This is a genomic window from Nocardia sp. NPDC004722, from assembly GCF_053601505.1.
The window spans coordinates 1-26,101 of the sequence record NZ_JBSGBY010000014.1; the positions used below are offsets into that span (position 1 = coordinate 1).

Sequence of the window (26,101 nt, forward strand, 5' to 3'; positions counted from 1 at the left end):
AACCTCTACCCGTTCACCCAGACCGTGGCGTCGGGCGCGAGCATCGACGAGTGCGTCGAGCAGATCGACATCGGCGGCCCGTCCATGGTGCGCGCAGTGCTCGCGAAACACTTCGCGGGCCGTTTCCGCGCGGGCGGCGCGATCCTGCTGTTCTCCGGTGTCGCGGCTTGGCGACCGGCCCCCGGTCGCACGGTCATGGCCGCCACCAATGCGGCCGCCGCCACCCTGGCCGAGGCTCTCGCGGTGGAGTTGGCGCCGGTGCGCGTCAATGCGCTCTCGCCCGGCATTGTCGACTCCGGCGCCTGGGACGGGCCGACCAAAGATGTGTTCTTCCAGTCCGTCGCCGAGCGCAATCCCGCACGGCGGGTGGGTACACCGTCCGACATCTCCTCCGCTGCCCTGCTGGCCCTGACCAACCCGTTCCTGACCGGCACCACCCTGCATGTGGACGGCGGCGGTCGACTGGCATGAGTCCGAAATCGCTGTGAGCGTAGCCAATTCCGTTACCAGACAACATATTCAGCGATTGAGGCAGGCTCGTGCGTGGATAGTGGGTAGCCTTGTCGCCACTTAGTTCAATGTCTGAACAAAGTGGAGGTTGATCATGGGCTCGCCGACTGTCGCGGATAAGTTCTCGTTCGGGTTGTGGACGGTGGGGTGGCGGGGGAGGGACCCGTTCGGGGACGCCACCCGGGCGGAGTTGGATGCGGTGGAGGCGGTGCATCGGCTCGCGGAATTGGGTGCCTACGGTCTCAGCTTCCATGACGATGACCTGATCCCGTTCGGCGCGTCCGTCGCCGAACGGGAGCGGCGGATCGAGCGGCTGCGAAAAGCGTTGGCCGAGACCGGGATGGTGGTGCCGATGGTCACCACGAATCTGTTCACCCATCCGGTGTTCAAGGACGGCGGGTTCACCAGCAACGATCGCGCCGTGCGGCGGTTCGCGCTGCGGAAGGTGCTGCGCAACATCGAGTTGGCGGCCGAGGTGGGTGCGCGGACGTATGTGCTGTGGGGCGGGCGTGAGGGCGCGGAGTATGACAGCGCCAAGGATGTGCGCGCGGCATTGGACCGGTATCGCGAAAGTCTCGATCTGCTCACCGAGTTCGTGCGCGACCGCGGCTATGAACTGCGATTCGCGATCGAACCCAAACCCAATGAACCGCGCGGGGACATCCTGCTGCCGACCGTCGGGCACGCGCTGGCGTTCATCACCACGCTCGCGCATCCGGAGCTGGTGGGCGTCAATCCCGAAGTGGGCCACGAGCAGATGGCGGGATTGAACTTCGCGCACGGCATCGCGCAGGCGCTGTGGCAGGGCAAGCTGTTCCATATCGACCTCAACGGCCAGCGTGGCATCAAGTACGACCAGGACTTGGTCTTCGGGCACGGTGATCTGATGAACGCGTTCAGCCTGGTCGACCTGCTCGAGAACGGCGGGCCCGACGGCACGCCCGCCTACGACGGCCCACGGCATTTCGACTACAAGCCCTCGCGCACGGAAGACATGGCGGGCGTGTGGGATTCGGCCGCGGCCAATATGCGCACGTATCTGCTGCTGAAGGAGCGCGCCCGCGCCTTCCGCGCGGATCCCGAAGTGCGGCAGGCATTGTCGGAGGCCGGGGTGGCAGACCTGCGGACCCCGACGCTGGCCCCGGGGGAAGGCTACGCGGACCTGCTGGCCGAAGCCGAACCCGATTTCGATCCGGAGCGGGCCGGGGAACGCGGGTACGGGTTCGTCCGATTGAACCAGCTGGCGCTGGAACACCTGATCGGCGCGCGGTGATCGGATGACGCTGGTCGCCGGGGTCGATTCCTCCACCCAGTCGTGCAAGGTCGTCATTCGTGAGGCCGAGACCGGACGCCTGGTGCGATCGGGGCGGGCAGCGCATCCGTCCGGCACCGAGGTGCACCCGCAGTACTGGTGGACCGCGCTGCGGATATTTCAGTCCCCGTGGCCCGATGAGCCAGGCGACCGCGCGGCCGAGCGGTCCGGCCGCGAGCCGGTTGTTGGGTCCGGCGTCGAGTGACGTCGTCATTGGTCGTGCTCCGATTTCTGCGTGGCGAGTGGTTGAACGTGATCCAGCAGCGCGGTGATCGCGCGCGAGGACAACGGGGTGGCGGGATCCATCGACAGCACCGACTGGGCCGCCGAGAAGAGTCCGGTCAGCAGCAGCTCCCGCAGTTGCTCCCGGGTGAGGTCGCGGTGGCGCAGCCAATCGCCGACCGCGCCCTCGGTGAACGCGATCCAGCCCGACATGGCGGTGCGGGCCAATGCGGTGCCCGCGCCGCCGGTGGTCTCCTGCAGCATCGCGTCGATGAGCCGGTCGAAATGCTGTTGGTGCAGGGCGCGCAGCTCGGGGTCGGTGACGCGGGTCGAAAGTGCCAGTGGCGAACCCTGATTGGCCTCCGCGTGATCGATGAACAGGTCCAGGCCCTGGATGAGCCGTGCGACCGCCGGTCCGCGCAGCGCCTGCAGCCCATCCCAGAACCGGCCGTACTCGGCCTCGGCGGCGGCCAGGTACAGGCCGCGCTTACCGCCGAAGTGATAGTTGATCAAGCCGATCGCGGTACCGGCGCGCTGTGCGATCTCGGTGGTCGACACCTCGTCGAAGCGTTTGGCGCCGAAGACGTCGCGGGCGGCGTTCAGCAGCGCGGTCCGTGATTCGTCGCTCCGGGCGCTCGCGGGCTTCGACTTTGAAAGCTTTTCAGCTCGCGCCGCCGTGAGGTTCTGTTGAATGTCTTTCAAATCTGTGGGCGCACCGGTCGCCGCCAGCAGCATGGGGATCAGGTTGGCGATCTGATCGATCGAGACCGTCTCGTCCACGGTCCGCTGCATGCTCACCCCGAAAGCGGTGCTGAACAGCAGATCTCCGGCTTGCGTGAAGCGCTCTGAGGCGGGTGCGCCCAGTAGTGACGCCAGCAGTTCGGCATTCGCCGTCCGGAGTGCGGCCAGGTTGGCGGCGAGCTGCGCCCGCAATCGCGGGTCGTCCCGGCTGGCCAGGCTGAGTTCGAACTCCAGCCGGGTCGAACGGACATCCTCCACCCGGCCGCGCGCCCACTCCCGCACCGCCGCGACCCGCTCCTCGGTCGTGCCCGAACCCTCGATCAACTCCGTCATCCGGGCCCGCGTCTCGGTGTGGACGAGTTCGAGAACTTCCAGGCAGAGGTCATTTTTGCTGCGAAAGTTGGAGTAGACCGCGCCCTTCGAATACCCCGCGGCCTCGGCCACCTGCGCCAGCGACGTAGTGGCCAGTCCGTTGGCGACGAACAGATCCCGGGCCGTGCGCACCAGATCGTCGCGGGTGCGGGCCTTGCTTTCCGGTCGAGTCATCCGAACCATGCGCTGAAGATACCATCGGTATTTGAATACTGATAGTCTCCAATCTGGGTGAGCGGTTCGTGCCCACCCGCGAATTCCAGACCCGAGGTGCGACGATGCGACCCTGGCCCCTGAATCTGCGCGCGACCGCACACGCACACCGCGCCTTCTATCGATTCGACTCCGCCGCCGACTCCGCACCGGGAGATCCGCTACGCACGGAACCCATGATCGCGAAATTCCTTCCGGGGCTGCCGTTGCGGGCCGCCGCCTGGCGGATCCTCTACCGCAGCACGAACGCGCTCGGTGAACCCGTCGTCCTGTCCGGGACCGTGCTCGTGCCGCGCGCCCCGCATCCCGGCCCGCGCCCGCTCATCGGCTACGCCATCGGCACGCAGGGGCACGGGATGCATTGCGCCCCTTCGCTTCAGCTACTCCACGGCAGCGAATACGAAACCTTCCTCCTCGCGGCGCTCCTGCGTCGCGGGTGGGCGATCGCGCTCCCCGACTATCCGGGGCTCGGCACGCCGGGCGGGCATCCCTACGTGGTCGGGCGGGCGCTCGGTCCCGCCGTGCTCGACATGATGCGCGCCGCGCGCCGACTGGACGCGGCCGAACTGAGTCCCGACGGCCCCGCCGCCGTCTTCGGCTATTCCGAAGGCGGCACCGCCGCCACCTGGGCCGCCCAACTCCAGCCCACCTACGCGCCCGACCTACCGCTCGCCGCGGCCGCGCTGGGCGGCGTCTGCGCCGACCTGGAATACAGTTCCGAGTTCCTGACCGGCGGCCGCTTCGCCTGGCTACAGGCATATGCCGCACTGGGATTCGACAATGCCTACCCCGAACTGCGTCTGGGAGAACACCTCAACGAGCGCGGTCACCGCATGGCCCGGCGCATCGCCGACACCCACATCGTCGAGCAGATCCTCACGCGGTTCCCGTACACGTTCGACCGCACCAGATACCTGCTCACCGATCTGATGGCGGATCCCATCTGGCAGCGCAGGTTCCGGGAGAACCGGGCCGGTGCCCTCCCGCCCGCCGCGCCGGTCCTGCTCACCCACGGCCGCTGCGACCAGGTGATCGGCTTCGCCCAGGCTCCCCGCCTGTGCGCCGAGTGGTCCCGCCTCGGCGTCGAGGTCACTTTTCGTCCCTACCGGGCCCTGGAACACCTCACGGCGGGCATCGCCCACGCGCGCGCCGCCATTCCCTGGCTGGCCGACCAGCTGGCGCGGCAGGCCCACGGCCGTTCTCGATTCGACCAGCGGCCGAGTGCGTAGCGGCGGAATCCCTTGCCGCTACACGCGATCGAGCACGCTGCCGAGCGGGTCGATGACCAGGCGGGAGTCGGTGGCCTCGACCTTCACCTCGTAGATCTGCTGACCGTTGAGCACGGTGTCGATGAACTGTCCGAGTTCCGCGTTGGCGGGATCACGCGGGTCGGCGGGGCGCAGGTCCAGTGCGCCCTCGAGGCCACGGGGATTCTGGTCGAGGCCCGCGCCGCGGGGGAGCAGGCGCAGTTCGTCGGTGGTGTAGAGGGCTACCGGGTAGGCGCGGCCGGTGGGGGAGGTGAGGGTGACGGCGTGTTTGGTTTGGGCCCAATCGAAATGGTCGACGGCCAGGGTCCAGCCTGCCGGGAGCGGGCCGCGGAAGGACAGCTCGCTTTCCGGGGCCAGGGTGAGCGAGGACTGGTCGACGGCGGGGTTTCCGGCCAGAATCGGCTGGCGCAGTGGCTGATTCGTCGCATTGAACTGCCAGTCCGGCGCGCCGAGTTCCTTGAACCAGTAGCCGGTGACGCCGCCGCGGCGGCCCTCCACGCGCAGTTCCCGGTTCTCCACCGCGGGCCCGCTGTCTTGCACCGAGAGGCGTCCGGTGATCTCGCCGGGAATCTTCGGCTGCGCGATCCAGTCCTGGGCGGGCAGTGAGATGGCGGCGTACTGCGGGTCGAACCGCTCCACCAGCTGGTTGGGCGCCGACGGCTTGCGGCCCTGCTCCTGCCAGGTGTAGCGGCCCGGAATGTGGTTGGCCCCGGCCATATCCAGGTCGTATTTGCGGGTGAACATGTCGCCGTAGCGGTTCATGACGAAGGTGACCGAGCCGGACACCGACAGTGAGCTGGAGATGAACCGCCCGCCCAGCGGGCCGCCGATCTCGTAGCTGCGGTCCGGCGGCAGCCACGGGTCCTGATAGACGATGCGCGATCCGTCGCCGGTGAGGCTGACGAGTTCGACCAGGCCCGCCGTCGTCGGATGCCGATTGCCTTCCGCGTCATCGAAACTCGTCGACATGCGATGACTGATCGCCCAGGTCTGCGCCGTGCGATCCGCCGCCGCGACCCGGTCCCCGGGCCACAGCCAGATCGGCGCGCCATAGGAGTATGTCCAGTTCCACAGCAGCGGGCCCGAGAGCAGATTGTCGAGGCTATAGATCCACCCGTTCGCATCCGCGGCCACAAGCATGTTGTTGTTCAACGACATTGCCACGATCTGCCCCGTCAAACAGCCAGGCGTGGCGACCGCCCGCCACGGCCCACCCGAACCACGCGGCCTGGCATACAGCGCACCCTCCCGCAGCACCACCTCGACGACATCATTGAATCCCTGTGTGGTGTCCCGCAATTCGACATCCGGAGGAAATTCCAGCCCCGCCGGCGCGACCGGCAACTCATCGAACTCCGACGGCCCCTTGATACTGGGCAAGGGCAGAAACAACCCCGGCAGCGGCGGAATAATCTGCAACGTCCCGATCTCGGGAACGCAACCCAGCGGCCGCGAATCGGCTTCCGCCGCAGCCACTCCAGGAATCCCGGCACCCACGAGAACGCAGCCGACAATGGATACGACCCGCACCCCGAACGCCCAGTGCCGCATCAACACACCGCTCCTCTACCGGAAGTCTCGATCCCTACGGCGCGTACCGTAGCCCGCCCCTCACCCCGAACCGTGCCTCCCACGCGGAACAAAAACGCCCGTGACCTCCACCGAGGTCACGGGCGCTGCCGACCTCGAAGGTCAGTTGTCGTCGTTGTGGAACAGCAGTCGTCCGATCATGTCACCGAGCGCGTGCCCGGACCCGGCGGCGCTCCCCGAACCGTACCCACTGATGTCGGCGTTCTGGCTGACATTGTCGGCCGGCTGCACCTGCACCTCGGCATTCGCGACCCCAGCAGTGGTGACGACAGCCGCCCCGATGATCGCGGTACCCAGCGCCGCACGAACGAGCGCACTCTTGACGTTCATGGTGTCCCTCCCCAAACCCGCCCGTAGGCGGTGAAAATCAATCTTGACGCAGGAATTGTGCACTGCCGCAACGATTCTGCGCAAGGTGCACCTCCACCTCGACAGTCGATGCCGTCACCGTTCGTCACTCGCGTAGGGTGCCTGGCCATGAAACGAATCCATGCGTTTGCGGTGGCGGGGATCGTGGGCTGGATGATGATGGCCGGAGCCCAGGCGGCACAGGCCCAAGCGACCGGCTCCAGCGCGGAAGGCGGAGTCGGCCAAATAACGGTGACGGTCCAAGCCGACGGCGCGGGCGCCAACTGCGAGGTCCGAGTAGACGGCACCATCGCCCCGAACTCCCAATTCCTGGTCTTCGCCGACCCCGGCACCGCCTCGAAAACGGTCTCCCCGATCACGGGCGGCCCCCACACCGTGAACGCCTTCTGCAACGGATCCGACCTCGACACCTTCACCGTCCAAGTCCAACCCGGCCCCACCGGCTCCATGTAACCGTCCGCACCCAGCCGACAAAGCACAAAGAGCCTCAAGCCATCGGCCTGAGGCTCTTTGTGCTTGTGGAGCTGATGGACGAGCGTACGAGCCGGTCGGTGCTGGTCGACGGGCGTCATTTGGGCCGGCTGTCCGCAATCAGGCGTTGTGGCAGTTGTTGCCGATCAGTTCGTATCTGGCGTTGGGGACTCCGATGCGCACGACAGCGCTTTCACAGGTCTTGTGAATGATGTCGTAGTTGCCGAAGAAGGAGAACTCCAAGTACACACGGCCGACCTGCCCCTGTTCGGGCGCGCCGTCCATCGCGCGGCACTTCTTCACCGCCTCGCCCGAGTTCGGGAGCGGATCCGAGCCCGCATCGCATTGGTACCGCCAGACCGGGTCCGGGTCGGCATGGACTGTCTGCGCCGGAATCACCCAGCCCAGCACGGTGAACGCACCGGCCACGGCGACCAGTGCGCGACGAAACCCACGGCTTTGCATTCGGTGGCCCTTCGGATGGGAGGTCTCGCGAGTCACTCTGTGTACCAGTCGAATTGGCCACCCGCATGCGAGGAGATGAGTTCTCGCATGTACTTCGCCGACTCGATGACGGGACCACCGTCATTGCGGCCGATCAGGATGCCCAGGAAGTCAGCGCGGTTATCGCCCGTCTTGTGGTAGACCACACCACCGGAATCGCCAGGCTTGGAAGGGAAATCGGCCTGGAAATAGTGGTCCCGGACCGCTGTGATCGTGCCGCAAGTCAGGCCGGTGCCATAGCCGTAGTGGCAGACTTCCTCTCCGACATAGGGATCCGCTTCCGCAGTGTTCATGATGGTGGTTCGATCAGGCAGGAAGGCGCGCATGACGATATTGGGTTCGAGCCGGATGAGCGAGAAGCCAAGATCCTCGTCGGTCGCGTCGGTGCCGTACGACTGTTCATAATGCCCCAGCAATTGAGCGCTGTTCAGGCCGCCCATGAATACCGGCTTGCCGTCCTCGAAGCAGTGGGCGGCGGTCACGCCGTACTGCACGCCGCTGACCACCCCGCCGATCGTCCCGAGCGCACCGAGGGAACAGGTCCGGGTATCGCTGTAGATCGTCGCGCCCGGCGCGGTCACCCAGGTCCGGTCGGCATCCGCGGACGCCGGCAGCACTGCCATGAGACCGACAGCCGCCACCGCTGCCGCCAGGAGGCGCGAAGCCTTCTTCGGATACCGCAAAACACAATTCCTTCAATGAGATCGCACGCAACCCCGCCCAACCAGATAACTGGGCGATACACAGATTTCTACTGTGCCCCAAGCGAACTCGACAACCGCCTTACCTATCTGCCTACCGATACAGCTCAGCTCACAGAACGGCTTCCGATCGTCCCGCCGCTTCGGCAGCCTCCTCGAGACGGGCAGCGGGGTCCGCGCACTGCCAGAAAAACAAAAGAGCCACAGGTCAATGACCTGTGGCTCTTTGTTGAGTGGACCTGACGGACCAGCATACGAACCGGGCGGTGCTGGTAGACGGGCCGGACATCACGATCCGGGCAATCGCCACACGGCAACGGGCCCGCAGTGACACTCCAATTCAGGGCCCCAGCGTCGTGATCGGCACGACATGAACCCCGTCGGATCGTCTGCCACCCCCACCGGATGCGGTCACGACCACGAGCGCCGCAGGTTCCCCGTGCCGCGAAACATCGATGTCGGCAGCGAAGTCGAGCAGTCCCGTCGCCGCGCGATCGATGACACCTTGGTCGCCGGTCAGCTTCACCTCGAACGCTGCCCAGCCATCCGGTGTTTCGACGATCGCATCAACTTCCTTGCGACCGTGGGATTCCCGCCACGAATACAACGAGCCACCGAGCGGCTGCGCGTAGATACGGAGGTCGCGCACGACCATCGCTTCGAAGTGGAGTCCGGCGGCCTCGATATCGGCCATCAGATCCTTCGACCCGACGCGCAGCGCAGCAGTGCCCAGCGAAGGATCGACGAAATAGCGGACGGGCGCCTCACGCAATTCGACCCGAGAACGCATGTGCGGCTTCCACGCCGGCGAATTCTCGGTCAGCTTCAATCGATCCAGCGCATCGAGGTAGGCCGACACCGTCTCCTTCGCCGGTGGCCGATTGTCGTCACCAGCGATATCGGCGGCGAGACCGGTCAGCTTGATCGCTGTCCCGACCGATCGACCCAGCGACGCAAGGGTGCGTCGCAGTCGGTCGGGAGTGCGCCTACCGGTGCCGAGTTCAGGAATATCGACCTCGATGATCTGGGTGAGGTAGTCGGTCAGCCAGCCACGAGCGGTGCGCTCGGACCGGTCCAGCAGCGCGGGCCAGCCGCCCACGACGATTCGTTCCATGATTTCGGGAACAGTCAGCGTCGCGCGCTTGGCTCGCTGTTTTTCTCCCCGCAGCAGCGCGGCCAGGGACACTTCGCCGGTCGAGTGGCCGGTCTCGAACAAGCTCATCGGCCGCATCCGGAGTGTGCCGATTCGGCCGGCACCCGAGTGCAACTCGCGTTCGTCGCGGGGTGTCGCCGAGCCGGTGAGGATGTAGAGGCCGCGACCGCGCAGGTCGTCGACATGGCGTCGCACCTGGTCCCAGATCTCCGGTGCCCGCTGCCATTCGTCGAACAAGACCGGTGTCTGCTGATCGAACAATTCATCCGGGTTGAGCCCGAGCAAAGCTCGCGCGTTCGGGTCGATGTCGAAGCGAACCGAACTCCGGGCCTGCTGGAGTGCGGTCTCGGTCTTGCCACACCCCTTCGGGCCGTCGATGAGAACAGCTCCGATCGAGGTCAACCGCTCGGACAGCTCGGCATCCGCGACTCGCGGACGGTAGTTGGCCATGTCGCGAGTCTACGTTTTCGACAGCTTGAACTCGCCGTTTTCGACAGCTTTGCTTCGCCGTTTTCGACATGTCCGGCCTTCAGTATTCGTCAGCTCTTCGCTGCCACTGCCGCCGGCGGATGGCTGTCGACCTCCACATTCCGATCCCGAGCCGGAATGAGTGATGTGGGACATCGGTTCGCGCAATGCCGAAGATGCAAAAAGCCGCAGGTCATTGACCTGCGGCTTTGCTTTCTTGTGGAGCTAAGGGGAATCGAACCCCTGACCTTCTCGATGCGAACGAGACGCGCTACCAACTGCGCTATAGCCCCGCGGGGTCGTTTCCGGCCCGCGGTGGGAAACTTTAGCAGGTGGGTTGGCGTGGGGGCGAATCGGCTGGTTAGGGGTGGTTTGGGGTGGGTTCGCTGTAGGAATCGAGGACTCGGAGGAAGAGGTCGATTCGGTGGTTGTGGACTTGGGGGTTGTCGGGTTCGAGGAGGCATTGGGCGAGGGTGCCGTCGTGGACGGCTACGAGGGCTCGGCCCAGGGCGGTGGGGTCGGGGACTCGGCGGCCGTTGCGGTGCATGAGGGTGACCACGACGGGGGTGAGGGCCGCGGAGATGGCTTCCTCGCGGGCGACCACGACCTGGCGGAGGGTGGGGGTGCGCAGGGCGTGGGCGGTGAATTCGGAGGTGATTCGAAACCACTTGTCGTCCAAGGGGACCGCGGCCAGGAGTTGTTCCACCGCGCGGCGGGGGTCGATCGGGATGCCGCCGGGGGCGTCCAGCAGTGCCGTGGCCTCGGACAGCATGCGGGCCGAGCGCTGTTCCCACATGGCGAGGAACAGTTCCTCCAGGGAGGTGAAGTTCGAGTAGAACGCGCCGCGCGTGAATCCGGCCCGCTCACACACCTGCTCGACCGAGCAACGGCCGAAACCTTCCTCGGCGAACGCCTCGAAGGCCGCGTCCAGCAGCCGCTGCCGGGTCTCGGCGCGCTTCGGGCGCATACGCACGCCGGTCACCTCGTCGTCGGTGACCGTCCCCTCCCGCCCGGATTCATCATCGGCCCTGCTCACGTCCGCATCCTATCCGGACCACCGGCGTGACCTCGCCCGCGAGGAGCCGGTATCAGGGGAGGCCCGCGGCGCGGGCGGCCGCGGTGAGGACCTGTTCGAGCATGGCGGGCGTCAGGCGGCCGGTGAAGGTGTTCTGCTGGGACGGGTGGTAGGTGCCGAACAATCGCAGCGGTTCGCGATCGGCGCGCGCGGGGGACAGCTCGACCTGAGCGCCGTGGCCGAACTTGGGTCTGGGTTTGGGGATCTGCCAGCCGGATTCGGCGAGGGCGGGCAGCAGGGCCTGCCAACCCCAGCCGCCGAGCACCACGATCGCGCGCAGGGTGGGAGCGAGCAGACCCAGCTCGGTGGTCAGCCAGTGCCGGCAGTTGTCGCGTTCGGCGGGGGTGGGCTTGTTGTCGGGCGGGGCGCAGTGGACGGGCGCGGTCATGCGGGTGTCGAGCAGGCGAAGGCCGTCGTCGGCGGACACGCTGGTGGGCTGATTGGCCAGCCCCGCGGCATGCATGCACGCGATGAGGACATCGGCACTGCGGTCTCCGGTGAACATGCGCCCGGTGCGATTGCCGCCGTGCGCGGCGGGCGCGAGGCCGACGATCAGCAGGCGGGCGTCGGCGGGACCGAAGGCTGGAACCGGCTTGCCCCAGTAATTTTCGTCACTGCAGGCCGCCCGTTTCTCGTGTGCGACCTGTTCACGCCAAGCCACCAGGCGGGGGCAGGCGCGGCACGCGGTAAGTTCCGCGTCGAGCTGGGCAATTGTGCGGCACACGAGGCGACTCAAGCACATCGCGGCGCGAACCGTGCGCCGACGCGGCGATGTGCCGTGCCGGGCCGAGCGGTGTCCGGCGCCGGGCATACTGAGCGCCGATAGCCGAGAGTTAGCGACTAGGAAGGAAACCCGCCACGCCATGAGTGATCTCGTCGAACTCGGCACCCCCGTCGATGCGGCGCAGAGTGTGGGAAACCTGGTGGGCGTGTTCGCATTCGGGCTGTCGGGCGCACTCCTCGCGGTGCGCCGCCGCTTCGACGTGGTGGGCATCGCGGTGCTGGCCATCGCCACCGCGACCGGTGGCGGCGTGATTCGCGATCTGGTCATCGGCCGCACCCCGCCGCTGGCCTTCGTGCAGGTCTCCTACGCCGGAATCGCGCTGCTGGCAGCGGTGCTCATCTTCTTCTGGCATCCGCCCGTGCGGCTGGTGCGGATCCCGTTGAACGTCGCCGACGCGATCGGCCTCGGCATCTTCTGCGTGACCGGCACGGTCACCGCCTTCCAGTACGGCATGTCGGCCACCTCGGCCGCGGCGCTGGGTGTGGTGACCGCGGTGGGCGGCGGCGTGATCCGGGACGTGCTGGCGGGCGTCACCCCCAGCGTGCTAAGCGACGGCGAGCTCTACGCGGTACCGGCCCTGCTCGGCTCGGCGGCCACCGCGACCCTGCTGCACTACGGCCAATACACCTATTGGACAGGCGGTTTCGCCGGCGCGGGCGCGGTGACCCTGCGCCTGATCGCGCTGCGCAGGCACTGGCACGCCCCGATGGCCCGCCCGCACCGCCGCCGCGACGACACCCCCACCGGCTAGCAGGTCCCTTCCGGGTCGCCGCTGTCGTGTCGCGGAGCACGCCCCGGAGTGATTGATAGCATGGCGAAGGCTTGGCCGACTGGCTGTGAATCACACCTCGAGAGAGTTCCTTACCAATGCAGTTCGAGATCGTCGAGCGGGACGAGACGTGGGTTGCCGGGTTGCCGGTGCGCAGCCCGAAACGTGCCCTCGGTGAACTGCGTGACCACGATCTGGAAGTGGCCTGGGCCGCCGTCCTGCATCAGGAACTGGGTGGTCCGCTGGCCTCGGCCTACACCGATTACGCGGCGGAGCTCGGCACCTACAACACCCAGATCGTCGGGTACGAGTGCGGCTCGCTCGACGAGGTGACCCGCGGCCACATCGTGGCCCGCCTGCCGCGCGGCACCTACGCCCGCTTCTCCTCGGTCGGCAACTTCCCGCAGGTGATGACGGATCTGTGGACCCAGATCGCGTACGCGGAGGAGCACAAGCAGATCAAGCGCATCCACACCGGCGACTTCGAGACCTACCCGCACGCCTACAAGATCGACCTCTACCTGGCGGTCGAGCCGTCATGACCTATTCGATCGTGGTCCGCCCCGGCGGCGTGTACGGCGGCCTGGTGGTGCCGCGGGTGCGACCCAGCTTCAAGGTGTCCAACAGCGAGCTCATCGAGTTCCTGCGCGATCGGCTGCGCGACCGGGACGACACCGCGCGCCCGCTGGCCACGGTCTACGTTCCCGACCCGGCGGGCAATTACAACGTCGTGGTCGCCTACGAGTACCCCAGTCCCGACGACGTCCCCACCGGCGACGTCCTGATCCGGGTGCCGAAGGGCGTCTACGCCCGCTTCCGCCCGAACGGCGACTACCACGATCCCGCCGAGGACGTCTGGGCTCAGGTCGATGACGCGACCGCGTCGGCAGAGATCACCCGCGCCTACCGCGAGGAGATCGAGATCTGGTCCGGACCAGCCGAACTGGAGCTCTTCATCTCCATCCTGGTGTGATTGCCAATTGTTAACTGATTGGGAACCAACCGGTCTTGTCCTTGAAATTTATGACCGATAGTAATGGTTTGACCTGGGGGGATTTCAGGAGATGTATCCGGGTTTCGGGGGATTTGCCGGATGCCTGGACAATTTCTTCGGGCTGACGGATACTCCCCTAGGCACCCACGTCCGGCGACGGTCGATGCACGACCGTATCGAGTGACGACGCGGCAATCGCGCGGGTCTGTTGGTTAGTGGAGTGGAACTGTATGGCAGTCGAACCGATCGTGCATATCCCGCCGGAAGGTCCTGGTGCAGGCATGCTCCGATTTCGGGAGGCACAAACGGGATACACCATCCTGGTCGGCCCGCCGGACGCGGATCCGGGTCTGTGGCGGCAGTACATGGATGGTGCGCTCGAGGCATATCACCGCTTCGATTCCGAGGATGCGCTCGATTACGACGCCGTGATCGATGGCCGTTCCACTTCTTTGTTCTTCGTCGCACTCGATCCGGAAGGCCGGGTCGTGGCGGGCGTGCGTGCCGAAGGCCCGCACAAGCACGTCGACGAAATGCGTGCCGTGGCGAGTTGGGCAGGGTTGGAGGGCGGACCGGCCTTCCGTCGTCTGGTCGCGGATCAGATCCCGCACGGCGTCATCGAATGCAAGGCTGGTTGGGCGGCGCGTGGTTCCGAAAACCGGCACGCCCTGGCCGATTGGATGGCGCGGGCCTGCGTGCACGCCGCGGTGCTACTGGGCGTCCGTTACGTCACCAGCCATGCGCCCGAACACGCGTTGCGGCTCTATCGGAGTAGCGGGGCGAAGGTGGCTTGGTGGATTCCGGCATCGTCCTACCCGGACGAGCGTTATCGCACCTTCGCGGTCTGGTGGGATATGGAAACCTATAATTCGATCGCCACTGAATCGCAAGCGCGGCTACTCGAGCCTGAATTGTCGGAAATGCGGGAAAAAGGTCTGCTGTCAACGGTTTTGTGGCCGCCTAGCCGGGGGTTCGCATAATCATGATCGGACACGGTGTCGCGGACCTTGATTATCGACCGGTCCTGCTTGATGAATCCGATCCCGCCGATGCCGCTCGGTTGGCCGCACTGCGGTCGGATGTGTCGATCGAATCCACGGACCTCCGGGATTTGCTGAGGGCCGAGTTCGCGGACTTGGTAGCGCCGCCGGAATTGTCGGAAGGTCCGGAATCGGACCGGTGGATCTATTACCCCTGGCGACGCCGCATCCTCGTGTTGCCGGGCCCGCGGTTGCTGCGCGCGGTCCGGCTGGACCGCAACCGCAACAACCTCACTCGCACGGAACAGGACGCCCTCGGCGCCCAGGCGATCGGGGTCGTCGGTCAAAGTGTCGGGCACGCCGTCGCCCATGTGCTGGCCATGGAGGGCACCTGCGGACTGCTGCGGCTGGCGGATTTCGACGCCATCGAACTCTCGAATCTCAACCGCATTCCCGGCACGCTGTTCGATATCGGTGTGAACAAAGCCGTCGTGGCGGCCCGCCGGATCGCCGAACTCGATCCGTATCTGCCGGTGGAGATCTTCGCGGGCGGGCTCGACGACGACAATCTGGACGCGTTCCTGACCGGCCTGGACATCGTTGTCGAGGAATGCGATTCGTTCGATATCAAGCTCGCGGTCCGCGAGGGCGCGCGACGGCACCGGCTGCCGCTGGTCATGCATTCCAGCGACCGCGGTCTGCTCGATGTCGAGCGTTTCGACCTGGAGCCGGGCCGGGAGCCGTTCCACGGCCTGCTCGGTGGTGTCACCGCCGCGGAGCTGCGTGGACTGTCCACCCGCGACAAGGCGCCCTATGCCGTACGAGTATTGGACGGTCGCAATCTGTCCGCCACGCTCGCGGCGAGCATGGTCGAGATCGGCGAGACGCTCAGCAGTTGGCCGCAACTGGCGTCGGACGTCCAGGGCGGCGGTGCCAATGTGGCCGCAGCGGTGCGCCGGATCGGGCTGGGGCAGAAGCTCCCCTCCGGCCGCACCCGCGTCGACATCGAGAAATGCCTGGACGAGATCGTCGAGCCGGATCTGCCCGACGATCTGGTATGGCCGGACGAACCGGCCGCGCGCGAGCCGGAATCCGCTCTCGCTGCCGTCCTCGACTGCGCGCAGCGGGCCCCGTCGGGCGGGAACGCGCAACCCTGGACGTTGCGGGTGGAATCCGGCGACGTCGCGATCGAGCTTGCGCCCGAACGCTCCTCGCTGATGGACATCGGTTACCGGGCGAGTGCGGTGGCCGTGGGAGCGGCGTTGTACAACGCCCGTGCGGCGGCCGCCGCGCACGATCTGCTCGGCGCCACCGAACTGCGTGCGGGGGACCCGAATCTGCTCACGGCCCGATTGCGATTGGCGGCGGGCACCGATCCCGAACTGGCGCAGGCCTATCCGGCGCTGCTCACCAGGCACACCAACAGGCGAGACGGGAACGGTGCGGAAATACCGGCGGACGTGCTCGACACCCTCATGGCGACCGCTCGGCAGGCGGGTGCGGAGCTGCGCTTGGTGACGGATCGGGACGGGCTGGATGCCGCGGCACAGATCCTCGCCGAATCCGAGCGGGCCAGATACCTGACCCCGGCGTTGCACGCGGAGATGATCTCCGAACTCCGCTGGCCCACCGATGATCTGCGCACCGGCATGGACTTGCGCACGCTGGACCTCGCGCCTGATGAAGTGGCCAAGCTCGAGATCGCCCGGCGCGCGGACGTGATGGCTCAGCTGCGCACCTGGTCGGGTGGCCGAGCGCTGGTACGGGCGACCCTGGAGAAGGTGCGGTCGAGCTCGGCGGTGGTAGCTCTGGCCATACCGACGCCGCCGCTGGACGACCGTTCGGAACTGGTCGCGTACGCCCGGGCGGGGGAGGCCCTCCAGCGTCTCTGGATCGCCGCTGAACAGCATGGTCTGGCGGTCCAACCGGTATCGCCGATTTTCCTGTACGCCCGACGCCCCGAGGAACTACATACGGTTTCCGCGGAGTTCGCCGATACACTAACGTCACTTCAAGGAAGCTTCCTGGAGCTGTTGGAAGTGTCCGGGTACGAAACGATGGCGTCGGTACTGCGTTTCGGGTACGCGGCGGAGCCCACGGTTCGCAGCAGGCGACGGCCCGTACCGGGTGTGCACACCCGCGGCGAGTGAGATCGGAGAGAACGTGCCTCGGCGAACGCTCGACTCACTGGTGACCCAGGTCGCCTCGGAGTTGATGGCGGTCGAAGCCTCGACGATCGCGGCCGCCAGCGAGCGAGTGTTGGCCTGGCTGGTGGAGCATTTCGACGTCGATTTCAGCTTTCTCCGCTTCACCGACGAGGCGCGGCAGGCGTCGGTCCTCATCGCGGAGTGGCCACGTAGGGCGGTACCCGACGACAGCGACCCGTTGCAGGTGGCTCATTTCGACGATCCCAATGCGGTCCTGACGCGATTCGGTGAGGTCACCGAGCCGATCATCATCAGACCGGCCCCCGAATTCGCCGACTACCAGCGGCTGATCCAGGAAGCCGCCGGTCTGGACGCCGTTTCTGCCGCCGCGGTGCCCCTGGTATCCCGCGGCCGGGCGACGGGAATGCTCGGTTTCATCAAGGAGGGTGACCGGGAGTGGAGCACCCGGGAACTCAACGTGCTCAAGGCGATCGCCGCCCTGTTCTCGCAACTGCAGGCGCGGGTGGTGGCAGAGGAGCGATTGCGCTTCATCGCCATGCACGACGATCTGACCGGGCTGGCGAATCGACGGGCGCTGCTCGAGCACATGGAGGATCGGCTAAGACCCGGGTGCGCCGGGCCGGTGGCGACCTTTTTCCTGGATCTGGATCGGCTCAAGGCGCTCAACGATTTTCTCGGGCATACGGCCGGGGACAATTTCATTCGGACGCTGGCGACGCGGTTGCGGGACAACCTGGATGCCGGGGACATGATCGCGCGGCTGGGTGGGGACGAGTTCGTGATCGTGCCTGCGAAGCCGATGGACGCGGCGGCGGCCGAGCGGGAGGCGAGCCGGATTCAGCAGTTGATCGCGCGGCGGGTGACCGTTGGTGAGGAGACGGTCAGTCGGGGCGCGAGTGTCGGTGTGGCGCTGGGGATTCCGGGTGAGACCACGGTCGCCGATGTGCTGCGGCGCGCGGATCACGCACTGCTGTCGGCGAAGTCGAGCGGCGGCAATGGCGTCGCGGTGTTCACCGATGCCATGCGGGCGCAGTTCGAGTTGCAGGACGATGTCGAGTTGAACTTGCGCGGCGCGGTGTCGGACGGCTCGCTGCTGCTGCACTATCAGCCCGAGGTGGATCTGCGCACCGGGCGGGTGGTCGCGTTGGAAGCCCTTGTGCGCTGGCAGCATCCGACCCGGGGACTGCTGCCGCCCGGCGCGTTCGTGGGTGTCGCGGAGGCCACCAATCTGGCGGGCGAGCTGGGTCGATGGGTGATCCGTACGGCCGCAGAGCAATTCGCGTCCTGGCGGCGGCGCGGGCTGGCGTCGAATATGGTGATCCGCATCAATGTGTCTCCGGTGCAGCTGGTTTCGCTGGATTTCGTGGAGACCATCGAGGGGATTCTGCGCCGCTACGGGATTGACGGGTCCTCGGTGTGTCTGGAGATCACCGAACACGTGGTGGTGCAGGACCTCGCGCGCACCCAGGTGACCCTGCGCGGGCTCAAGCGGATGGGCGTGCAGATCGCCATCGACGACTTCGGTACCGGGTATTCGTCGCTGTCGCATCTCAAGGCGCTGCCGGTGGACGCGGTGAAGATCGACCGCGGTTTCGTGCAGCGGCTGGGCGCCAGCGCCGATGATCTGGCAATCGTGAAATCGATTGTGGGGCTGGCGGGTTCATTCGGCCTCGGGGTGGTCGGCGAGGGTGTGGAGACCACGGTGGCGGCGCGCACGTTGGTGGCGCTGGGCTGCTATCGCGCGCAGGGCTTCCTGATCGCGCGGCCGATGCCCGCCGAGGAGGTCGAGGAGCATCTCGCGGCGGGGCGGATCGCGCTGGATCTGGACCTGCCGGGAACCAGTCGATCGGTACTGCCCGGCCCGTCGTAAGGCCGTCGCGGAACCGATCCCCTAATGTTCCCGAGCAGGGCGGCGAATCCCGGAACGCGGGGCTCGGTGCCCAGGAAAATAGGGGCGTAACGGGTACTCACCCGACATGCGAACAACTCTGTTCGCGTAGTAGCGTGCGGTCTGACAAGGCTGTCAATCGAGGGATGGATCGACGTGCGTGGACGTGGCCTGAGTGGCAAGAAAACCCTGGTAACCGGCGCGGCGAGCGGTATCGGCCGGGCCACCGCGCTGGCGGCTGCCCGCAAGGGCGCGCGCCTGGTCCTCACCGACGTGAACGCCGACGGGCTGGACGCGACGGTCGAGTCCATCCGCTCCGGCGGCGGCACCGTCGAGGTGGCCGCGGCCCTCGACATCAGTGACTACGACGCCGTGACGGCCTTCGCCGAGCAGGTGCACGAACAGCTCGGCTCGCTCGACGTGGTGATGAATGTCGCGGGCATCTCCACCTGGGGCACGGTGGAGAATCTCGAGCACCGCCACTGGAAGCGGTTGATCGATGTGAACCTGATGGGCCCGATCCATGTCATCGAGAATTTCGTGCCGCCCATGATCGCGGCGAAGCGTGGTGGCGCGCTGGTCAACGTGTCATCGGCGGCCGGGCTGTTGGCCTTCCCGTGGCATGCGGCCTACAGCGCCAGCAAGTTCGGGCTGCGGGGCGTGTCGGAGGTGCTGCGGTTCGATCTCGAGCGGCACGACATCAATGTGCACCTGGTGGTGCCGGGCGCGGTGGACACGCCGCTGGTGCAGACCGTCGACGTGGTGGGGGTGGATCGGGAGGATCCGCGAATCCAGGCGTGGATCAAGCGGTTCCGGCGGCATGCCAAGTCGCCCGACGAGGTGGCCCAGAGCATTCTGCGTGGTGTCGAGAAGGGCACGTACCTGATTCACACGCAGTTCGACATCCGGTTCGGATACTGGTGGGCGCGTAAATTCGCGTGGCCGTACGAGTTCGCGATGCGGCGGGCCAATGACCTGTTCACGACGTTTCTGCCGCGGGAGGCGTTGGATTCCGGCCGAAAGCACGCCGGAATGACGGAGGTTGACGCAGCCGATGAGGTGGGGGTCGGTGCGCTGGAGCAAGCAGGGGTCACCACGCCCGAGCAAGCAGGGGTCAGCGCGCCCGAGTAAGTCGGCGGCGAACACGCCCGAGTCAGATGGTGTGCCCGAATATTGGAGCGGGTCAGGCCGGATCGGCGGTGGGGGCGCAGATGTTGGGCTTCGAGCAGTTCTCGGCCGCGTGGGTGTCGAGGACGCGCGCGCCCGGTCCCTCGTCGCCGAGGTGGTCGTGGGCGTTGAAGATCTTGCAGACGCCCAGCGACAGGCAGCCGCAGCCGATGCAGCCGGTGAGATTGTCGCGCAGGCGAACCAGCTGCTCGATGCGGTCGTCGAGATCCTCGCGCCAGGTGGTGGAGAGCGTCTCCCAGTCGCGACGGCTGGGATTGCGGCCGTCGGGGAGGTTGTCGAGGGCGCGCCGGATTTCGGCGAGCGGGATGCCGACACGCTGTGAGATGCGGATGAAGGCGACCCTGCGCAGGGTTTCCCGGGGGTAGCGGCGTTGATTGCCGCTGGTTCGGCGGGCTGTGATCAAGCCCTCACGTTCGTAGAAATGCAAGGCGGACACCGAAACTCCGGCTCGCTGGGCCAGCTGACCGGGGGTCAGCTCCTTCGCCTGCCACGACGCGGTTTGCACACCTGAACATTACTCCAGGTTTTTCACGCGTGCGAATTGCATGCCATCCGTGCCGAAGGGAACTACCGTCGTGTCATGGGAACAAAGGCCGCACCCACGGCGCGACCGTTTTCCGTGACCTCGGAGGTCGGCGCGCTGCGCACGGTGCTGTTGCACCGCCCGGGCGACGAGCTGCGCCGGCTCACCCCGCGCAATAACGACCAGCTGCTCTTCGACGCCATTCCCTGGGTCGAGCGCGCGCAGCAGGAGCATGACATCTTCGCCGAGGTGTTGCGCGGTCGCGGGGTCGAGGTGTTGTTGCTGGCGGATCTGCTGACCGAGACCATTCAGCACAGCGGCGCGGCCAGGATTCAGGGCATTTCGGGCGCGGTGGACGCCCGGCGGCTCGGGCATGTGCTCGCCGACGAGCTGGCCGCCCACCTGAGAAGGGTGCCCGCGCCGGACCTGGCGCAGATTCTCATGTCGGGCATGACATTCGACGAACTGCCCTTCGGCGCGGACGCCACCTCGCTGGTGCGGCGCATGCATCACGGGCACGACTTCGTCATCGACCCGCTGCCCAATCTGCTGTTCACCCGCGATTCCTCGTTCTGGGTGGGGCGGCGGGTGGCCATCACCTCGCTGGCGCTCCCGGCGCGGGCGCGCGAAACCTCGCTCACCGACCTGATTTACGCCTTCCACCCGCGTTTCCTCGGGGTGCGGCGCGCCTACGAATCGCATCAGGCACCCATCGAGGGCGGCGATGTGCTGCTGCTCGCGCCGGGCGTGGTGGCGGTCGGGGTGGGCGAGCGCACCACCGCGGCGGGCGCGGAAGCCTTGGCCCGCAGTCTCTTCGAGGACGATCTGGCGCACACCGTGCTCGTCGTGCCGATCGAGCAGACCCGTGCGACCATGCATCTCGACACCGTCTGCACCATGGTGGACGTGGACGCGGTGGTCATGTACCCGGCCATCCAGGATGAATTGTGCGCCTTCACCATTCGCAGGGAGGACGGCGGCGCGGGAGGGAAGCTCGAGGTGAGCATCTCCGGCCCGGATCCGTTCCTGCGCGTGGCCGCCGAGGCCATGGGCATCGGGAAGCTGCGGGTGGTCGACACCGGTCTGGACGGCGTCACCGCCGAACGGGAACAGTGGGACGACGGCAACAACACCCTCGCCCTGGCTCCCGGGGTGGTGGTGGCCTACGAACGCAATGAGAACACCAATGCGCGGCTCGAAGACGCCGGAATCGAGGTGCTGCGCATTCCCGGCTCCGAGTTGGGTTCCGGCCGTGGCGGTCCGCGCTGCCTGTCCTGCCCGTTGTCGCGTGACGAGGTGTGATGAAGCCATGCTGGACATCCCGGTCGACCACCATTCGACGGTTCCGCCCTACGAGCAGCTGCGCCAGGGCATCATCGCCCGGGTGCGCTCCGGGGAGCTGGCCGCCGGCACCAAGATCCCCACGGTCCGCGCGCTGGCGGCGACATTGAAGCTGGCCCCGAACACGGTGGCGCGGGCCTACCGCGAGCTGGAGCAGGACGGCGTGCTCGAAACCCGGGGGCGGCTCGGCTCTTTCATCGCTTCGTCGGGGGATCCGACCCGGGATCTGGCGGGGCGGGCCGCGACGGAATACGTCGCGGTGATCCGTCGGCTGGGCCTGGACGATGATGCGGCCGTGCGCTACCTGCACGCGGCGCTCGGCGAAACCCGAACGATCAGTTAGCCGTTCGGGCCGCTATCGCCAGCTGGGCAGCCACAGGTGCTCGTGCCAGTTGCTCGGTGTGATCGACATGCCGGTCAGGATCGGCCACAGCCAGATGAAATTGGCGATGACCAGGGCCAGATAGACGCAGACCAGCAAGAGCCCCAAGCCTTGTCGCTCGCTCTGCGGTGCGAAGTACTGCCAGCCGGGTGCACCCGTGAGGCGTCGCCCGCTGGGTGGGGCGTGGCCGAGGATGTCGCCCAGCGCCAGCGCCACGCCCATGGCCAGGAACGGCGCGAGCGGTACGGCGTAGAAGTAGTACATCTGCCGGTCCAGATCCAGGAACCAGGGCAGAATGCCCGCGCCGTAGCCGACCAGCACGGCGGCGTAGCGCCAGTCCCGCCGCACCGCGCTGCGCCAGATGGCCCAGGCGAGCATGGGGAAGCAGACCCACCACAGCGCGGGGGTGCCGATGGCCATCACGGCCTTCACACAGGTGGCCTGGCCGCAGCCGTTCACATTGGTGTCGGCGTAGTAGTAGAGCATCGGCCGCAGGCCCATGAACCAGGTCCACGGCTTGGATTCCCACGGATGGTGATTGCCGGCGGAGTTGGTGAGGCCCTGATGGAAGGTGAGCACCTCGCCGCCGTAGTACCAGAGTCCGCGCAGCGCGCTCGGCACCCAGGAGAAGTCGCCGCCGCGGCCGACCCGGACGCCGACGGCGTAGCGGTCGTAGCTGGTCTCGCTGGCGAACCAGCCCCAGAAGGAGGCCAGGTAGACGAACAGCGGGATGACGCACAGCGCGTAGACGGTCGGCCCGAGGTCGCGGACCGCGACGCCCGCCCAGGGCCGTCGCACTCGGTAGCCGCGTCGGGCGGAGAGGTCGAAGGCCAGTGACAGTGCCGCGAAGCCGATGATCCAGTAGGCGCCGGACCATTTGGTGCCGCAGGCCAATCCGAGCATGAGGCCCGCGCCGAACCGCCACCAGCGCACCCCGAATCGGGGGCCGTACTCGCTGTCGTCGATGCGACCCTCGGCGGCGACCAGCGCGATCCTGGTGCGGATGTCGTCGCGGTCCACCACCAGACAGCCGAACGCGGCGACGACGAACAGCGCCTGGAAGATGTCGAGCATGCCGATGCGCGAGGACACGAAGGTGAGCCCGTCGCAGATCAGCAGGATCCCCGCGAACGCGCCGATCAGGGTGGAGCGGGTCATGCGCCGCACGATGCGAATCGTCAACAGCACAATCAGTGTTCCCGAGACGGCGGCGGTGAACCGCCATCCCCACGGCGAATACCCGAACAGCGCCTCGCCGAGGGCGATCATCTGCTTGCCGACCGGCGGGTGCACGACCAGCCCGTACCCCGGGTTGTCCTCTACACCGCCGCCGGTCAGCACCTGCCACCCCTGCGGTGCGTAATGCTTCTCGTCGAAGACGGGAGTGTGCAGATCCGTCGGATAGTTGAGGAACAGGAACCGGGTGATGGCCGTGATCGCCGTCAGAAACAGCGTGACCGCCCACCCCCGAGCCCAATCCGTGGGCCCGAAATCGGGTGAGGGCACCAGCGGAGCCGGACTGGACAGCCCCGCCGTCTCCGCCCCCACCGCTGCCGGTCGCACGTCGGTCACCTGGGTCACGCCGTCGATCGTAAGCGCAACCGGCCCGCGAGTCCCGCCCCGCCGCCCCACCCAGACGCTCTGCCCGCCCGCTCCCAGGCCCGGCCTGCGGCCGAATCTCGTCCAGCCACCCCAGGTCCGGGCATTGCCGAGCGCCAGGCTTGAACTCGTGGCCCGGCGAGTCATCCGCGGCGGCGCTCGGCCCGGAGACCGCCGCAGGCGTCGGCGGCGGTAGGTTCGGTGGGCGTTGATCAGCGGTCGGATGCGGCCCTTCGAAGTATGGCGCGGCAATCGTGGAGAGGTGGAGTCGGATGAGTGCGGAGCCGGGGACCGGGGGGCGGCTGGTCTTGGCGGCGACGCCGATGGGGGATATCGGGGATGCTTCGCAGCGGTTGCGGGAGGCGCTGGGGACCGCTGAGGTGGTGGCGGCGGAGGACACGCGGCGGACCAAGTCGTTGGCCAAGGCGATGGGGGTGGAGATCGCCGGGCGGGTGGTGAGTTTCTACGACCATGTGGAGACGGCGCGGATTCCGATGCTGTTGGAGGAGATTCGCGGCGGGAAGACCGTACTGCTGGTGACCGATGCGGGGATGCCGTCGGTGAGTGATCCGGGGTATCGGATGGTGGCGGCGTGCGTGGAGGCCGGGTTGCCGATCACGTGTCTGCCCGGGCCGTCGGCGGTGACGACGGCGTTGGCGCTGTCGGGGCTGCCGGTGGAGCGGTTCGCGTTCGACGGCTTTCCGCCACGCAAGGGCGGGCAGCGCAAGGAGTGGTTGCGGTCGCTGACCTCCGAGGCGCGGGCGGTGGTGTTCTTCGAGGCCCCCCACCGTCTCGCGGACTGCCTGGCCGACGCGGTCGAGGTGCTCGGCCCCGACCGGCGCGCGGCGGTTTGCCGGGAGCTGACCAAGACCTACGAGGAAGTCGTGCGCGGCACACTCGCCGAGCTGGCCGCCTGGGCGGTGGAGGGCGCCCGCGGCGAGATCACCGTGGTCCTGGAAGGCGCGCAACCGGTTTCGGCCGAGCCCGCCGACCTGGTCGCACAGGTGGAGGCCCTGATCGGGTCGGGACTGCGGCTCAAGGACGCATGCGCGGAGGTGTCGGCCGCGACGGGCGCGTCACGTCGTGAGCTGTACGACGCGGTGCTCGCGGCCCGCTCCGGCGAGTAGCACCGAACTCGGTCTCACCCCGGCCCGGCTTCGTACCGTGCTGGCGGAAACTTGAAAGACCTCCCCGCCGTGGGGTTTTCGTTTTCGTTCATGGTTGTTCGGGTTCGGGCACTGTTAGAGTCCCCGATCATGGTGCACGAGACCGCTGTCGTGGCAGGCGAATCGGCGCTCGAGCCGTTCGAGCTGACCGAGGACTTCTACCAGCACCCGCATGTCACCTACGACCGGCTGCGTGAGCAGGGCCCGGCGCATGTCGTGCGTTTCCCCGACGGCGGAACAGGTTGGCTGATCACCGATTACGACGTCGCCAAGGCGGCGTTTCTGGATCCCACCATCAGCAAGGCGCTCAAGTCCGAGGGGGCCGGGGCCGCGCTGTCCGGAGAAGGTGCGGGTGCGGAGGTCTCCGCCGCCATGTTCGGCGACATGATGCTTTTCTACGATCCGCCGCAGCACACTCGGCTCCGCACCCTGGTCAATCGGGCCTTCAGCAGCCGCGCGGTGCGCGAAATGGCGCCGCGCATCACCGAATTGGCCGATACTCTGCTGGCTGGGCTGGCCGCGTATTCGACCGTTGATCAGGATCTGTTGGACGACTACGCGTTTCCGTTGCCCATGCTCGTCATCTGCGAGCTGCTGGGGGTGCCGAACGAGGAGCGCGAAAACTTTCGGGCGTGGTCGACCACGTTGGTCTCCAATGACGAGACCATGGAAGCGCGTGGCGCGGCGGTGCAGCAGTTCGTCGCGTACATCGACCAGCTGATCCGCGCCAAGCGTGAAGCTCCTGCCGACGACCTGCTTTCGGAACTGATCACGGTGAGCGAGGACGGCGACCGGCTTTCGCATCGCGAGCTGATCAGCATGGTTTTCCTGCTGCTGGTCGCCGGTTTCGAGACCACGGTCAACCTCATCTCGAACGCGGTCGCGATCCTGCTGTCCGACAAGGCGCTTCGGGACACGCTCGTCCAAGACCCCGAGCGAGTACCGGATTTCGTGGAGGAGGTCCTGCGCTACGAGTCACCGGCCAGTGAGGCCACCTTCCGCTACACGACGGTCCCGGTCACCCTTGGCAGTGTCGAAATCCCGGCGGGGCAGCGCATTCTGGTGTCGATGGCGGCCGCCGACCGTGATCCGGCGCGCTTCGCCGACCCGCATCGGGTGGACCTGAATCGCGCCGACAAGAACCATCTCGCCTTCGGCTACGGCATTCACCGCTGTGTCGGCGCGCCGCTGGCGCGCACGGAGGGCACGGTAGCGTTGACCCGGCTGCTGGCCGCCTACCCGGATCTGGAGTTGGCCGCCGACGCCGAATTGTCCTGGCGCAAATCGCTGATCGTGCGCGGTCTGACCGGTCTGCCGGTGCGGCTGCGTCCCTGAACCAGGCGTCGGCCC

General features: G+C 67.1%; 25 protein-coding genes, 1 tRNA gene and 1 pseudogene. 16 read left to right on the plus strand and 11 right to left on the minus strand.

The window, feature by feature from the left end:
• Positions 1–84 precede the first annotated feature (84 nt).
• From ACWELQ_RS03345 to ACWELQ_RS03355, 3 genes and pseudogenes are all read left to right on the plus strand, one after another.
• Complete coding sequence (locus ACWELQ_RS03345) at positions 85–471, plus strand: SDR family oxidoreductase (RefSeq protein WP_452395442.1); 387 nt, start codon at positions 85–87, stop codon at positions 469–471.
• A gap of 133 nt (positions 472–604) precedes the next feature.
• Positions 605–1,783 (plus strand): xylose isomerase, encoded by a 1,179-nt coding sequence (xylA, locus tag ACWELQ_RS03350; RefSeq protein WP_452395412.1) that lies wholly within the window; start codon positions 605–607, stop codon positions 1,781–1,783.
• A gap of 4 nt (positions 1,784–1,787) precedes the next feature.
• Positions 1,788–1,934: pseudogene (locus ACWELQ_RS03355) on the plus strand (xylulose kinase); the annotation flags it as partial.
• A 98-nt stretch (positions 1,935–2,032) separates the two neighbouring features.
• Here the strand turns inward: ACWELQ_RS03355 and ACWELQ_RS03360 are convergent.
• Positions 2,033–3,331: a TetR/AcrR family transcriptional regulator gene (locus tag ACWELQ_RS03360; RefSeq protein ID WP_452395413.1), complete on the minus strand. Its 1,299-nt coding sequence runs from the start codon at positions 3,329–3,331 to the stop codon at positions 2,033–2,035.
• Between the two features lie 104 nt (positions 3,332–3,435).
• Here ACWELQ_RS03360 and ACWELQ_RS03365 point away from each other — a divergent pair, with 104 nt between their 5' ends.
• Positions 3,436–4,599, plus strand: coding sequence for a lipase family protein (locus ACWELQ_RS03365; RefSeq protein WP_452395414.1), 1,164 nt, complete (start codon positions 3,436–3,438; stop codon positions 4,597–4,599).
• An 18-nt stretch (positions 4,600–4,617) separates the two neighbouring features.
• On the opposite strand, the gene ACWELQ_RS03370 is transcribed toward ACWELQ_RS03365, so the two are convergent.
• Both ACWELQ_RS03370 and ACWELQ_RS03375 read right to left on the minus strand, forming a co-directional pair.
• Positions 4,618–6,114: a hypothetical protein gene (locus ACWELQ_RS03370; RefSeq protein ID WP_452395415.1), complete on the minus strand. Its 1,497-nt coding sequence runs from the start codon at positions 6,112–6,114 to the stop codon at positions 4,618–4,620.
• Positions 6,115–6,330: 216 nt separating this feature from the next.
• Entirely contained in the window at positions 6,331–6,558 is a 228-nt protein-coding gene (locus tag ACWELQ_RS03375; RefSeq protein WP_452395416.1) for a hypothetical protein, read from the minus strand.
• A 147-nt stretch (positions 6,559–6,705) separates the two neighbouring features.
• On the opposite strand from ACWELQ_RS03375, the gene ACWELQ_RS03380 reads away from it, so the two are divergent.
• On the plus strand, positions 6,706–7,050 hold the full coding sequence (locus ACWELQ_RS03380) for a hypothetical protein (protein ID WP_452395417.1): 345 nt from the start codon (positions 6,706–6,708) through the stop codon (positions 7,048–7,050).
• Between the two features lie 138 nt (positions 7,051–7,188).
• Here the strand turns inward: ACWELQ_RS03380 and ACWELQ_RS03385 are convergent, their stop codons facing one another.
• The 6 genes from ACWELQ_RS03385 to ACWELQ_RS03410 all read right to left on the minus strand — a co-directional run bounded on the left by ACWELQ_RS03385 (position 7,189) and on the right by ACWELQ_RS03410 (position 11,711).
• Positions 7,189–7,533, minus strand: a complete 345-nt coding sequence (locus ACWELQ_RS03385; protein WP_452395418.1) for a hypothetical protein — start codon at positions 7,531–7,533, stop codon at positions 7,189–7,191.
• A 32-nt stretch (positions 7,534–7,565) separates the two neighbouring features.
• Positions 7,566–8,255: a trypsin-like serine protease gene (locus ACWELQ_RS03390; protein WP_452395419.1), complete on the minus strand. Its 690-nt coding sequence runs from the start codon at positions 8,253–8,255 to the stop codon at positions 7,566–7,568.
• A gap of 358 nt (positions 8,256–8,613) precedes the next feature.
• On the minus strand, positions 8,614–9,876 hold the full coding sequence (locus ACWELQ_RS03395) for an ATP-binding protein (protein ID WP_452395420.1): 1,263 nt from the start codon (positions 9,874–9,876) through the stop codon (positions 8,614–8,616).
• Between the two features lie 238 nt (positions 9,877–10,114).
• Positions 10,115–10,187 (minus strand) — tRNA-Ala (locus ACWELQ_RS03400).
• A 68-nt stretch (positions 10,188–10,255) separates the two neighbouring features.
• Positions 10,256–10,861 (minus strand): TetR/AcrR family transcriptional regulator, encoded by a 606-nt coding sequence (locus tag ACWELQ_RS03405; protein ID WP_452395443.1) that lies wholly within the window; start codon positions 10,859–10,861, stop codon positions 10,256–10,258.
• Positions 10,862–10,982: 121 nt separating this feature from the next.
• The gene (locus ACWELQ_RS03410) at positions 10,983–11,711 is read right to left on the minus strand and encodes a uracil-DNA glycosylase (RefSeq protein WP_452395421.1); all 729 of its coding nucleotides are present in this window, start codon (positions 11,709–11,711) and stop codon (positions 10,983–10,985) included.
• 121 nt (positions 11,712–11,832) lie between these two features.
• Between ACWELQ_RS03410 and ACWELQ_RS03415 the strand changes: the two genes are divergently transcribed.
• From ACWELQ_RS03415 to ACWELQ_RS03445, 7 genes are all read left to right on the plus strand, one after another.
• Positions 11,833–12,504 carry a trimeric intracellular cation channel family protein gene (locus tag ACWELQ_RS03415; RefSeq protein ID WP_452395422.1) on the plus strand — a complete coding sequence of 224 codons (672 nt, stop codon included), beginning with the start codon at positions 11,833–11,835 and terminating at the stop codon, positions 12,502–12,504.
• Positions 12,505–12,620: 116 nt separating this feature from the next.
• Complete coding sequence (locus ACWELQ_RS03420) at positions 12,621–13,064, plus strand: GyrI-like domain-containing protein (RefSeq protein WP_452395423.1); 444 nt, start codon at positions 12,621–12,623, stop codon at positions 13,062–13,064.
• Positions 13,061–13,495, plus strand: a complete 435-nt coding sequence (locus ACWELQ_RS03425; protein WP_452395424.1) for an effector binding domain-containing protein — start codon at positions 13,061–13,063, stop codon at positions 13,493–13,495. The genes ACWELQ_RS03420 and ACWELQ_RS03425 overlap by 4 nt, the downstream gene beginning before the upstream one ends.
• A 251-nt stretch (positions 13,496–13,746) precedes the next feature.
• A complete protein-coding gene (locus tag ACWELQ_RS03430) occupies positions 13,747–14,496 on the plus strand; it encodes a hypothetical protein (RefSeq protein ID WP_452395425.1) in 750 nt (249 codons plus the stop codon).
• A gap of 2 nt (positions 14,497–14,498) precedes the next feature.
• Positions 14,499–16,646 (plus strand): Rv1355c family protein, encoded by a 2,148-nt coding sequence (locus ACWELQ_RS03435; protein ID WP_452395426.1) that lies wholly within the window; start codon positions 14,499–14,501, stop codon positions 16,644–16,646.
• Between the two features lie 64 nt (positions 16,647–16,710).
• Positions 16,711–18,534, plus strand: coding sequence for a putative bifunctional diguanylate cyclase/phosphodiesterase (locus ACWELQ_RS03440; protein WP_452395444.1), 1,824 nt, complete (start codon positions 16,711–16,713; stop codon positions 18,532–18,534).
• A 174-nt stretch (positions 18,535–18,708) separates the two neighbouring features.
• Positions 18,709–19,683, plus strand: coding sequence for an SDR family oxidoreductase (locus ACWELQ_RS03445; protein WP_452395427.1), 975 nt, complete (start codon positions 18,709–18,711; stop codon positions 19,681–19,683).
• 52 nt (positions 19,684–19,735) lie between these two features.
• Here ACWELQ_RS03445 and soxR read toward each other — a convergent pair whose 3' ends face one another.
• Entirely contained in the window at positions 19,736–20,245 is a 510-nt protein-coding gene (gene soxR / locus ACWELQ_RS03450; protein WP_452395428.1) for a redox-sensitive transcriptional activator SoxR, read from the minus strand.
• 75 nt (positions 20,246–20,320) lie between these two features.
• Between soxR and arcA the strand changes: the two genes are divergently transcribed.
• Both arcA and ACWELQ_RS03460 read left to right on the plus strand, forming a co-directional pair.
• The gene (arcA, locus tag ACWELQ_RS03455) at positions 20,321–21,565 is read left to right on the plus strand and encodes an arginine deiminase (RefSeq protein WP_452395429.1); all 1,245 of its coding nucleotides are present in this window, start codon (positions 20,321–20,323) and stop codon (positions 21,563–21,565) included.
• A gap of 7 nt (positions 21,566–21,572) precedes the next feature.
• Positions 21,573–21,947 carry a GntR family transcriptional regulator gene (locus ACWELQ_RS03460; RefSeq protein ID WP_452395430.1) on the plus strand — a complete coding sequence of 125 codons (375 nt, stop codon included), beginning with the start codon at positions 21,573–21,575 and terminating at the stop codon, positions 21,945–21,947.
• Positions 21,948–21,959: 12 nt separating this feature from the next.
• Here ACWELQ_RS03460 and ACWELQ_RS03465 read toward each other — a convergent pair whose 3' ends face one another.
• Entirely contained in the window at positions 21,960–23,567 is a 1,608-nt protein-coding gene (locus ACWELQ_RS03465; RefSeq protein ID WP_452395431.1) for a dolichyl-phosphate-mannose--protein mannosyltransferase, read from the minus strand.
• Between the two features lie 290 nt (positions 23,568–23,857).
• On the opposite strand from ACWELQ_RS03465, the gene rsmI reads away from it, so the two are divergent.
• Both rsmI and ACWELQ_RS03475 read left to right on the plus strand, forming a co-directional pair.
• Positions 23,858–24,712, plus strand: a complete 855-nt coding sequence (gene rsmI, locus ACWELQ_RS03470) for a 16S rRNA (cytidine(1402)-2'-O)-methyltransferase (RefSeq protein ID WP_452395432.1) — start codon at positions 23,858–23,860, stop codon at positions 24,710–24,712.
• Positions 24,713–24,841: 129 nt separating this feature from the next.
• Positions 24,842–26,086 carry a cytochrome P450 family protein gene (locus ACWELQ_RS03475; RefSeq protein ID WP_452395433.1) on the plus strand — a complete coding sequence of 415 codons (1,245 nt, stop codon included), beginning with the start codon at positions 24,842–24,844 and terminating at the stop codon, positions 26,084–26,086.
• The last annotated feature ends 15 nt before the right edge of the window (positions 26,087–26,101 follow it).